Source organism: Pseudomonas sp. Marseille-Q1929 (genome assembly GCF_017316265.1).
Taxonomy (GTDB): Bacteria; Pseudomonadota; Gammaproteobacteria; order Pseudomonadales; family Pseudomonadaceae; genus Aquipseudomonas.
This window is the reverse complement of the sequence record NZ_JAFLWU010000004.1, coordinates 238,320-248,539: the sequence shown is the minus strand read 5'-3', so window position 1 is coordinate 248,539 and position 10,220 is coordinate 238,320. Positions and strand designations below refer to the sequence as shown.

Sequence of the window (10,220 nt, the reverse complement as noted above, 5' to 3'; positions counted from 1 at the left end):
GATCGCGTAGCGTAATCAACTACGCGATCACTAGTGGAGTAGTACACGGCATAGGCTGTGGGCGGTTTTATGGCTGCCTTAATGATGCTTTTTGAAAAGCTGCCAAGACAGTTGCTCCCACATTTGAACAGAGTGCATTCAGACACCCATTTGCAGTCTTCCTGAACAAGCTTCACAAAACCGCACTATATTGGTGCGACAGGCTGCACCCTTCCCACCGGCCAGCCCATTTTGGTTCGAAACTTCCCGGGCAAGCTGGCAGAACGCCACAGATTCGCGCCTTAAACCCCCATTTCAGGGCTTTCGCGCTTCTTTTCGGAGCCTTGGTTTGGTTTTTGCATTTTCCTTGTATCAGCGCGTGCCTCAAGCCCGCGCCTTGCTCCAAAAGAGGTCCTGATGACCATCAGCGATGCACTGCACCGTTTGCTACTCGACAACCTGACCACCGCGACCATCCTGCTCAACGACGACCTGCGTCTTGAGTACATGAACCCGGCGGCTGAGATGCTCCTGGCCATCAGCGGCCAGCGCAGCCATGGACAGTTCATCAGCGAATTGTTCACCGAGTCGGCCGAAGCCTTGAGCTCGTTGCGCCAGGCGGTGGAGCAGGCACACCCGTTTACCAAGCGCGAAGCGATGCTCACCGCCCTCACCGGCCAGACGCTGACCGTCGATTACGCCGTGACCCCGATCCTCAGCAACGGCACGACCCTGCTGTTGCTCGAAGTGCATCCCCGCGACCGCCTGCTGCGCATCACCAAGGAAGAAGCGCAGCTGTCCAAGCAGGAGACCAGCAAGATGCTGGTGCGCGGCCTGGCCCATGAGATCAAGAACCCGCTCGGCGGCATTCGCGGCGCGGCGCAGCTGCTGGCCCGCGAGCTGCCCGACGAGAACCTCAAGGACTACACCAACGTCATCATCGAGGAAGCCGACCGCCTGCGTAACCTGGTGGACCGCATGCTCGGCTCCAACAAGCTGCCGTCCCTGGCGATGACCAATGTGCACGAGGTGCTGGAGCGCGTGTGCCAGCTGGTCGAGGCCGAAAGCCAGGGCTGCATCACCTTGGTGCGCGACTACGACCCGAGCATCCCCGACGTATTGATCGACCGCGAACAGATGATCCAGGCGGTGCTCAATATCGTGCGCAACGCCATGCAGGCCATCAGCAGCCAGAACGAGCTGCGCCTGGGCCGCATCAGCCTGCGCACCCGCGCCCTGCGCCAGTTCACCATCGGCCACGTGCGCCATCGCCTGGTGACCAAGGTCGAGATCATCGACAACGGCCCGGGCATTCCTGCGGAACTTCAGGAAACCATCTTCTTTCCCATGGTCAGCGGCCGCCCGGACGGTACCGGGCTGGGCCTGGCCATTACCCAGAACATCATCAGCCAGCACCAGGGTCTGATCGAATGTGAGAGCCATCCTGGCCACACCACGTTCTCGATCTTTCTGCCTCTGGAACAAGGAGCCCCATCGACATGAGCCGTAGTGAAACTGTCTGGATCGTCGATGACGACCGTTCTATCCGCTGGGTCCTCGAGAAAGCCTTGCAACAGGAAGGCATGACCACCCAGAGCTTCGACAGCGCCGACGGCGTGATGAGCCGCCTCGCGCGCCAGCAGCCCGACGTGATCATCTCCGACATCCGCATGCCCGGCGCCAGTGGCCTGGACCTGCTGGCACGCATCCGCGAGCAGCACCCGCGCCTGCCGGTGATCATCATGACCGCGCACTCGGACCTGGACAGCGCTGTCGCGTCCTACCAGGGCGGCGCGTTTGAATACCTGCCCAAGCCGTTCGATGTGGACGAGGCGGTGGCGCTGGTCAAGCGCGCCAACCAGCACGCCCAGGAACAGCAAAGCCAGGAAGCCCCACCGGCCCTGACCCGCACCCCGGAAATCATCGGCGAAGCGCCGGCGATGCAGGAAGTGTTTCGCGCCATCGGGCGCTTGAGCCATTCCAACATCACCGTGCTGATCAACGGCGAGTCGGGTACCGGTAAAGAACTGGTGGCCCATGCCCTGCACCGCCACAGCCCCCGGGCGGCGTCGCCGTTTATCGCGCTGAACATGGCGGCGATTCCCAAGGACTTGATGGAGTCCGAGCTGTTCGGCCACGAAAAAGGCGCGTTCACCGGCGCGGCCAACCTGCGGCGCGGGCGCTTTGAACAGGCCGACGGCGGCACGTTGTTCCTCGATGAAATCGGCGACATGCCGGCCGACACCCAGACCCGCCTGTTGCGCGTACTGGCGGACGGCGAGTTCTATCGCGTCGGCGGGCACACGCCGGTCAAGGTCGACGTACGCATCATCGCGGCGACCCACCAGAACCTGGAAACCCTGGTACACGCGGGCAAGTTCCGTGAGGACTTGTTCCACCGCCTCAACGTGATCCGCATCCACATCCCGCGCATGTCGGACCGTCGCGAAGACATCCCGACCCTCGCCCGCCACTTCCTCAGCCGCGCTGCCCAGGAGCTGGCCGTCGAGCCGAAGCTGCTGAAAAGCGAGACCGAGGAGTACCTGAAGAACCTGCCATGGCCGGGCAACGTGCGCCAGCTGGAGAACACCTGCCGCTGGATCACGGTGATGGCGTCCGGGCGCGAAGTGCACATCAGCGACCTGCCGCCCGAGCTGTTGAGCCTGCCGCAGGATTCGGCGCCGGTGACCAACTGGGAGCAGGCGCTGCGCCAATGGGCCGACCAGGCGCTGGCACGCGGCCAGTCGAACCTGCTGGACAGCGCCGTGCCGGCGTTTGAGCGGATCATGATCGAGACGGCCTTGAAGCACACCGCTGGTCGCCGTCGCGATGCGGCGGTGTTGCTGGGTTGGGGGCGTAATACCTTGACCCGCAAGATCAAGGAGTTGGGGATGAAGGTTGATGGTGGTGATGATGACGAGGGCGATGACGCCTGACATCTCTCTAACCTCCACCGAAAATCCAATGTGGGAGCGGGCTTGCCCGCGATAGCGCCGTGTCAGTCACTAGATGTGCTGGCTGATACACCGCTATCGCAGGCAAGCCAGCTCCCACATTTGTTTTGTGCCGGACCCAATACCGTGCACCGCTTCAAGGCACCATGAACCGGCATTGGGCATGGAACCAACACATGAAACTTCAGCGTCGCTGATAAAAACCTGAAAACCAAAAACACCAAAGCCCCGTATCCCGGGGCTTTGCGCTTTCTACAGATTTTTTTCGGCACAACTTGGCGAATCTGGCACGCCCCCTGCAATAACCCTTGTACAACCCAGTTTCGGGGACCTTGGTACAGGCAGGCCGAGAATCCCCTCTTTACACCCGGGGTGCTTGATGCGAACCGCGTCGCGCTCCACACCGCTTTGGGGAACCTTGGTACAGGCAGGCCAGGGATTCCCTCTTTAACACCGAAGCCCGTGCGGCTTCACCCCGTTTTGGGAGCCCTGGTACAGGCAGGCCGGGAACTCCCTCTTTTATTGCTCCTGGAGATGGATCTCCAACCGCCAGCGGCCTTCGGCCTCCTCACCCTTCCAGTCCCCGCGCAACGGCCGAGCTGCCACCAGGTTCAGCAGCAGGCCGCCATCGGTCTTGCGGATACGCCAATTCACATCCTTGTCATTGACCTTGAGCTGCCCACTGGCCGCCTTGCCCTGGGCGTCGAACAGCAGCGCCACGGTGCCATCGATATGTTCACCGTGCAGCTTGGGTTCGCTGTTGAACCACACCACCACGCCGTCCGCCGCTGTATCAAGCTGTTGCAGTTCCACCGGGTCTGAAGTGGTCAGGCGACCAATCATCAGCCCCACCATCATGCCGACAATCGCCAAAGAGCCCATGACCCTCGGCATTAGCTTCGGCCTTGGGTCCTCTTCGGGGGTAGAATGCAGCGCATCTTTACCTTCGGAGCCGTGCATGTTTCACGTCATCCTTTTTCAACCAGAAATTCCGCCGAATACCGGCAACGTTATCAGGCTGTGCGCCAACAGTGGCTGCCACCTGCATTTGATCGAACCTTTGGGCTTCGACATGGACGACAAGCGCCTGCGCCGCGCCGGGCTGGACTACCACGAGTACGCCACGCTCAAGCGCCACGCCGACCTGGCCAGCTGCCTGGAAAGCCTGGGGCACCCACGGCTGTTCGCGTTCACCACCAAAGGCTCGCGGCCGTTTCATGATGCCAGCTTTGCCGAAGGCGACGCCTTCCTGTTCGGCCCGGAAAGCCGTGGGCTGCCGGCCGAAGTGCTGGATGCCCTGCCCGATGGCCATCGCCTGCGATTGCCGATGCGTGAGGGCTGCCGCAGCTTGAACCTATCGAACACCGTAGCCGTTGCTGTCTATGAAGGTTGGCGACAACTCGGTTTCAAGTAATACACAAAACAAAATGTGGGAGCGGGCTTGCTCGCGAATGCGGTATGTCAGTCACTGAAGATGTCGACTGAAGTACCGCATTCGCGAGCAAGCCCGCTCCCACATTTTTTACCGCGTCGACTTATTGAACAGTCGACGAACCTTCCTGTTGCATGCGCTGCAGCTCTTGCGCGTACAGGGCATCGAAGTTCACCGGTGCCAGCATCAGCGCTGGGAACGAGCCACGGGTGACCAGGCTGTCCAGGGTCTCACGGGCATACGGGAACAGGATGTTCGGGCAGAACGCGCCCAGGGTGTGGCTCATGGACGCTTCGTCCAGGCCCTGGATCAGGAAGATACCGGCCTGTTGCACTTCAGCGATGAAGGCCACTTCTTCGCCGTTCTTCACGGTCACCGACAGGGTCAGCACGACTTCGTGGAAGTCGCCTTCCAGTGCCTTTTGACGGGTGTTCAGGTCCAGCGCAACGCTTGGCGTCCATTCCTGGCGGAAGATCGCCGGGCTTTTCGGCGCTTCGAACGACAGGTCACGCACGTAGATGCGCTGCAGCGAGAACTGTGGGCCTTGGTCTTGCGCAGCTTCGGTGTTCTGTTGGTCAGTCATCGCAGATCCTTGTGATCTTGGGGTCTTTTAGGGGTTAGGCGAGCAGCGCATCCAGCTTGCCGGCGCGCTCCAGGGCAAACAGGTCGTCGCAGCCACCGATGTGCTTGGCGCCGATCCAGATCTGCGGCACGGACGTGCGTCCCGCCTTCTGGGCCATTTCGGCACGCACCTGGGGTTTGCCATCGACCTTGATTTCTTCGAAGGCAACGCCCTTTTTCTCCAGCAAGGCCTTGGCCCGCATGCAGTAAGGGCACCAATCGCTGGAATACACGACAACCTGGCTCATATCACTTCACCAGCGGGAGGTTATCGGCTTTCCAGCTGCCGATACCGCCGGACAGTTTGGCGGCGGTGAAACCGGCCTTCAGCATTTCGCGGGCGTGGGTGCCGGCGTGCTGGCCCTGGGCATCGACCAGGATGATGGTCTTGGCCTTGTGCTTTTCCAGCTCGGCCAGGCGCGCGATCAGCTTGTCCTGTGGAATGTTCAGGGCACCGACGATATGGCCGGCGGCAAAATCCTTGGCCGGGCGAATGTCCACGACAACGGCCTCATCCTTGTTGACCAGCGCGGTCAGCTCCGCTGTGCTCAGGCTGCGGCCACCACGGCTCATCTCGTGAGCGATCAGCAGCGCCAGCAGGATGACGAAGGCACCCACGAGCAGATAGTGGGCAGTGGCAAATGCAATCAGGTGATCAACCATCAAGGAGGTTCCAGGGCGTTAAAATGGCGGTAAGTATACACAGCCGTCAGGGGCGGCCAACCCCCGTAAAGCGGTGACGCGGTCGGAACTTCGCTTTAAACTGCCACTCCCTTTTCAATCGCCTTCCTTTATTACCGCCACGAGAGGATCTATGACTACTACGCCTAAACCTTTGGTCCTGATAATTCTCGATGGCTTCGGACACAGTGAAAGCCACCACGACAACGCGGTATACGCGGCCAAGAAGCCCGTACTCGACCGCCTGACCGCGACGATGCCCAACGGCCTGATCTCCGGTTCCGGCATGGACGTCGGCCTGCCGGACGGCCAGATGGGCAACTCGGAAGTCGGCCACATGAATCTCGGCGCCGGACGAGTGGTCTATCAAGACTTCACCCGCGTGACCAAAGCGATCCGCGACGGCGAGTTCTTCGAGAACCCGACCATCTGCGCCGCCGTCGATAAAGCCGTGGCTGCCGGCAAGGCCGTGCACTTCATGGGCCTGTTGTCCGATGGCGGCGTACACAGCCACCAGGACCACCTGGTCGCCATGGCCGAGCTGGCTTTCAAGCGCGGTGCCGACAAGATCTACCTGCACGCCTTCCTCGACGGCCGCGACACCCCGCCGAAAAGCGCGCAATCGTCCATCGAACTGCTGGACGCCACCTTTGCCGCCCTGGGCAAAGGCCGCATCGCCAGCCTGGTGGGTCGCTATTTCGCCATGGACCGCGACAACCGCTGGGATCGCGTGTCCCAGGCCTACAACCTGATCGTCGACGGCCAGGCCGAATTCAATGCCGCCACTGCCCAGGAAGGCCTGGAAGCCGCCTACGCCCGTGGCGAGAGCGATGAGTTCGTCAAGGCCACTACTATCGGCGAGCCGGTGAAAGTCGAAGACGGCGACGCCGTGATCTTCATGAACTTCCGCGCCGACCGCGCCCGCGAGTTGAGCCGGGTGTTTGTCGAAGACGGTTTCAGCGAGTTCGAACGTGTGCGCCAGCCCAAAGTCCACTACGTCGGCCTGACCCAATACGCCGCCAGCATCCCGGCCCCAGCCGCTTTCGCGCCAGGCAGCCTGGAAAACGTGCTGGGCGATTACCTGGCGAAAAACGGCAAGACCCAGCTGCGCATCGCCGAAACCGAGAAATACGCCCACGTGACCTTCTTCTTCTCCGGCGGTCGTGAAGAACCGTTCCCGGGCGAAGAGCGCATCCTGATCCCGTCGCCCAAAGTCGCCACTTATGACCTGCAACCGGAAATGAGCGCGCCGGAAGTCACCGACAAGATCGTCGATGCCATCGAACACCAGCGTTATGACGTGATCGTGGTCAACTACGCCAACGGTGACATGGTCGGCCACAGCGGCAACCTCGCCGCCGCGACCAAGGCCGTGGAATGCCTGGACGAGTGCGTCGGCCGCATCGCCGAGGCGCTGGAAAAAGTCGGCGGCGAAGCGCTGATCACCGCTGACCACGGCAACTGCGAGCAGATGTCCGACGAGTCCACCGGCCAGGCCCACACCGCCCACACCACCGAGCCGGTGCCGTTCATCTATGTCGGCAAGCGTGATCTGAAAGTGCGTGAAGGTGGCGTGTTGGCCGATGTGGCGCCGACCATGCTGAAGCTGATGGGGCTGGAGAAGCCGATTGAAATGACCGGCACCTCGATTCTGGTCTAAATCTCGGATACAGCACAAAACAGTGTGGGAGCGGGCTTGCCCGCGATAGCGGCAGATCAGTACACATTTATGTGGCTGACCCACCGCCATCGCGGGCAAGCCCGCTCCCACATTTGTTTTGCACAGCTTTCAGAGATGTCTTTTAGCCATACCCCCGCCACTCGGCACCTATCTTGCCCCCCAGCCCGAATTGGGCGTTTTTTTTGCAGCAGTTGGCGGGCATACTAGGCCGTCCATTTCCCTGGTGTCGCCCGCCTCTATGCTTCGCGCCTTGATTTCCCTTGCCCTTGTCTGCCTGCTCCAACCGGCGTTTGCCGATGAGCGCGCACAAACCCAACAACAGTTGGACGCTACGCGTCAGGACATTACCGAGCTGAAAAAGCTGCTCGGCAAGCTCCAGGAAGAAAAATCCGGGGTGCAGAAAGACCTGCGCGGCACGGAAACCGAGATGGGCAAGCTGGAGAAGCAGGTCCAGGAGCTGCAAAAAGAATTAAAGAAGAGCGAGTCGGAACTGGAGCGACTCGACGCTGAGAAAAAAAAACTCCAGGGCGCACGCGTTGAACAGCAACGCCTGATCGCCATCCAGGCCCGCGCCGCTTATCAGAGTGGCCGCCAGGAATACCTCAAGCTGTTGCTGAACCAGCAGAACCCGGAAAAATTCGCGCGCACCCTTACTTATTACGATTACCTGAGCCAGGCGCGTCTCGCGCAACTGAAGGGCTTCAACGAAACCCTGCGCCAGTTGGCCAACGTCGAACAGGAAATTGCCGACCAGCAATCACAGCTGCTCGACCAGAAAACCGCCCTCGACACCCAACGCGATCAGTTGGAACAAGTACGCAAGGAGCGCCAACAGGCCCTGGCCAAGCTCAATGACGACGTGAAGGCCCGCGACGCCAAGCTCCAGGCCCGCGAGCAGGACCAGGCCGACCTGGGCAAAGTCCTCAAGACCATCGAAGAAACCCTGGCCCGCCAGGCACGTGAGGCCGAAGAGGCGCGCCAGAAAGCGCTGATCGCCCAGCAGGAAGCCGAAAAAAAGCGCCAGCGTGAGGCCGAGCTGGCAGCCACCACGGATGCTCCGGCGCCGCGTAAACCGGCGCATGCAGCCCCTGGCCCGCTGGTTTCCAGCGCCGGCGAGAACTTCGGCGGCCCTTTTGCTTCAGCCCGCGGCAAACTTCCATGGCCAGTTGATGGTCGACTACTGGCACGCTTCGGTGAAACCCGTGGCGATGACACCCGTGCCAAGTGGGATGGGGTGATGATCAGCGCCTCCTCCGGCAGCCAGGTCCACGCTGTCCACGGTGGCCGCGTGGTGTTTGCCGATTGGCTGCGGGGCGCCGGTTTGTTGGTGATTTTGGACCACGGTAATGGCTATTTGAGCCTTTACGGCCACAATCAGACTTTACTCAAGTCGGCAGGTGATGTTGTAAAAGCCGGTGAATCCATCTCCACTGTCGGTAACAGTGGTGGCCAGGATACCCCGGCGCTGTACTTCGCTATTCGTCAGCAGGGCCGCCCGAGCGATCCTGCACAATGGTGCCGTTCCCAAGGATAGGGCCGCATCTACATTAGGAGTTCGTTCGACATGCTGCATTTGTCCCGCCTCACTTCGCTGGCCCTGACCATCGCCCTGGTGATCGGCGCACCTCTGGCTTTCGCCGCACCGGCGGCACCGGCTGCACCCGCAGTGACTACCAAGGCGCCGTTGCCGCTGGACGAGCTGCGCACCTTTGCCGAGGTCATGGACCGGATCAAGGCGGCTTATGTCGACCCTGTAGACGACAAGACCCTGCTGGAAAATGCCATCAAGGGCATGCTCAGCAACCTCGACCCGCACTCCGCCTACCTCGGCCCGGAAGATTTCGCTGAGCTGCAGGAAAGCACCAGCGGTGAGTTCGGCGGCCTGGGCATTGAAGTCGGCTCCGAAGACGGCAACGTCAAGGTGGTATCGCCCATCGACGACACCCCGGCTTCCAAGGCCGGCATCCAGGCCGGCGACTTTATCGTCAAGATCAACGGCCAGCCGACCCGTGGCCAGACCATGACCGAAGCCGTGGACAAGATGCGCGGCAAGATCGGCCAGAAAATCACCCTGACCCTGGTGCGCGATGGCGGCACGCCGTTCGACGTGACGCTGACCCGCGCGACCATTGTGGTCAAGAGCGTGAAGAGCCAGCTGCTGGAGTCGGGCTACGGCTACATCCGCATCACCCAGTTCCAGGTCAAGACCGGCGACGAAGTGGCCAAGGCCCTGGCCAAGCTGCGCAAGGACAACGGCAAGAAGCTCAACGGCATCGTGCTCGACCTGCGCAACAACCCGGGCGGGGTGTTGCAGGCGGCGGTGGAAGTGGTCGATCACTTCATCACCAAGGGCCTGATCGTGTACACCAAGGGCCGTATCGCCAACTCCGAGCTGCGCTTCTCGGCCACCGGCAACGACCTCAGCGAAAACGTGCCATTGGCCGTGCTGATCAACGGCGGCAGCGCCTCGGCTTCAGAAATCGTCGCCGGCGCCCTGCAAGACCAGAAGCGCGGCGTGCTGATGGGCACCACCAGCTTCGGCAAAGGCTCGGTGCAAACCGTGCTGCCGCTGAACAACGACCGTGCCCTGAAGATCACCACCGCGCTGTACTACACGCCGAACGGCCGTTCGATCCAGGCCCAGGGCATCGTGCCGGACATCGAAGTGCGCAAGGCCAAGATCACCAACGAGGCCGACAGCGAGTACTACAAAGAGGCGGACCTGCAAGGTCACCTGGGCAATGGCAACGGCGGTGCCGACCAGCCAACCGGCAGCGGCGCCAAAGCCAAGCCGATGCCGCAGGACGATGACTACCAACTGGCCCAGGCGCTGAGCCTGCTCAAGGGCCTGAGCATCACCCGCAGCCGTTGA

General features: G+C 61.5%; 10 protein-coding genes. 6 read left to right on the top strand and 4 right to left on the bottom strand.

Features of this window, described 5'->3' with window-relative positions:
• Window positions 1-396: 396 nt before the first annotated feature.
• Window positions 397-1,482 carry a nitrogen regulation protein NR(II) gene (glnL, locus tag J1G37_RS08525; protein ID WP_017734850.1) on the top strand — a complete coding sequence of 362 codons (1,086 nt, stop codon included), beginning with the start codon at window positions 397-399 and terminating at the stop codon, window positions 1,480-1,482.
• Window positions 1,479-2,915: a nitrogen regulation protein NR(I) gene (ntrC, locus tag J1G37_RS08520; protein ID WP_017734849.1), complete on the top strand. Its 1,437-nt coding sequence runs from the start codon at window positions 1,479-1,481 to the stop codon at window positions 2,913-2,915. The genes glnL and ntrC overlap by 4 nt, the downstream gene beginning before the upstream one ends.
• A gap of 537 nt (window positions 2,916-3,452) precedes the next feature.
• Here ntrC and J1G37_RS08515 read toward each other — a convergent pair.
• Window positions 3,453-3,893 (bottom strand): hypothetical protein, encoded by a 441-nt coding sequence (locus J1G37_RS08515; protein ID WP_207041088.1) that lies wholly within the window; start codon window positions 3,891-3,893, stop codon window positions 3,453-3,455.
• On the opposite strand from J1G37_RS08515, the gene J1G37_RS08510 reads away from it, so the two are divergent.
• On the top strand, window positions 3,892-4,347 hold the full coding sequence (locus J1G37_RS08510; RefSeq protein ID WP_003171120.1) for a tRNA (cytidine(34)-2'-O)-methyltransferase: 456 nt from the start codon (window positions 3,892-3,894) through the stop codon (window positions 4,345-4,347). The two genes, J1G37_RS08515 and J1G37_RS08510, sit on opposite strands and share 2 nt — an antisense overlap.
• 121 nt (window positions 4,348-4,468) lie before the next feature.
• Here the strand turns inward: J1G37_RS08510 and secB are convergent, their stop codons facing one another.
• From secB to J1G37_RS08495, 3 genes are read right to left on the bottom strand one after another with little or no spacing between them, the layout of a single operon-like run.
• Window positions 4,469-4,948 carry a protein-export chaperone SecB gene (gene secB / locus J1G37_RS08505; protein ID WP_003171119.1) on the bottom strand — a complete coding sequence of 160 codons (480 nt, stop codon included), beginning with the start codon at window positions 4,946-4,948 and terminating at the stop codon, window positions 4,469-4,471.
• A 34-nt stretch (window positions 4,949-4,982) separates the two neighbouring features.
• Entirely contained in the window at window positions 4,983-5,234 is a 252-nt protein-coding gene (grxC, locus tag J1G37_RS08500; RefSeq protein WP_017734847.1) for a glutaredoxin 3, read from the bottom strand.
• 1 nt (window position 5,235) lies between these two features.
• Window positions 5,236-5,649 (bottom strand): rhodanese-like domain-containing protein, encoded by a 414-nt coding sequence (locus tag J1G37_RS08495; protein ID WP_017734846.1) that lies wholly within the window; start codon window positions 5,647-5,649, stop codon window positions 5,236-5,238.
• A gap of 151 nt (window positions 5,650-5,800) precedes the next feature.
• Here J1G37_RS08495 and gpmI point away from each other — a divergent pair, with 151 nt between their 5' ends.
• The 3 genes from gpmI to J1G37_RS08480 all read left to right on the top strand — a co-directional run bounded on the left by gpmI (window position 5,801) and on the right by J1G37_RS08480 (window position 10,220).
• On the top strand, window positions 5,801-7,327 hold the full coding sequence (gene gpmI, locus J1G37_RS08490) for a 2,3-bisphosphoglycerate-independent phosphoglycerate mutase (RefSeq protein WP_207041086.1): 1,527 nt from the start codon (window positions 5,801-5,803) through the stop codon (window positions 7,325-7,327).
• A gap of 259 nt (window positions 7,328-7,586) precedes the next feature.
• Window positions 7,587-8,882 carry a murein hydrolase activator EnvC gene (locus J1G37_RS08485; RefSeq protein ID WP_124525400.1) on the top strand — a complete coding sequence of 432 codons (1,296 nt, stop codon included), beginning with the start codon at window positions 7,587-7,589 and terminating at the stop codon, window positions 8,880-8,882.
• Between the two features lie 30 nt (window positions 8,883-8,912).
• Window positions 8,913-10,220 carry a S41 family peptidase gene (locus J1G37_RS08480; protein WP_207041085.1) on the top strand — a complete coding sequence of 436 codons (1,308 nt, stop codon included), beginning with the start codon at window positions 8,913-8,915 and terminating at the stop codon, window positions 10,218-10,220.

What these genes read in the sequence shown, in the direction of transcription:
- J1G37_RS08480 (WP_207041085.1), top strand. Translation starts at nt 8,913, where the DNA reads ATGCTGCATTTGTCCCGCCTCACTTCGCTGGCCCTGACCATCGCCCTG.
- J1G37_RS08485 (WP_124525400.1), top strand. Translation starts at nt 7,587, where the DNA reads ATGCTTCGCGCCTTGATTTCCCTTGCCCTTGTCTGCCTGCTCCAACCG.
- J1G37_RS08510 (WP_003171120.1), top strand. Translation starts at nt 3,892, where the DNA reads ATGTTTCACGTCATCCTTTTTCAACCAGAAATTCCGCCGAATACCGGC.
- secB (WP_003171119.1), bottom strand. Translation starts at nt 4,948, where the DNA reads ATGACTGACCAACAGAACACCGAAGCTGCGCAAGACCAAGGCCCACAG.
- gpmI (WP_207041086.1), top strand. Translation starts at nt 5,801, where the DNA reads ATGACTACTACGCCTAAACCTTTGGTCCTGATAATTCTCGATGGCTTC.
- grxC (WP_017734847.1), bottom strand. Translation starts at nt 5,234, where the DNA reads ATGAGCCAGGTTGTCGTGTATTCCAGCGATTGGTGCCCTTACTGCATG.
- glnL (WP_017734850.1), top strand. Translation starts at nt 397, where the DNA reads ATGACCATCAGCGATGCACTGCACCGTTTGCTACTCGACAACCTGACC.
- J1G37_RS08495 (WP_017734846.1), bottom strand. Translation starts at nt 5,649, where the DNA reads ATGGTTGATCACCTGATTGCATTTGCCACTGCCCACTATCTGCTCGTG.
- J1G37_RS08515 (WP_207041088.1), bottom strand. Translation starts at nt 3,893, where the DNA reads ATGCACGGCTCCGAAGGTAAAGATGCGCTGCATTCTACCCCCGAAGAG.
- ntrC (WP_017734849.1), top strand. Translation starts at nt 1,479, where the DNA reads ATGAGCCGTAGTGAAACTGTCTGGATCGTCGATGACGACCGTTCTATC.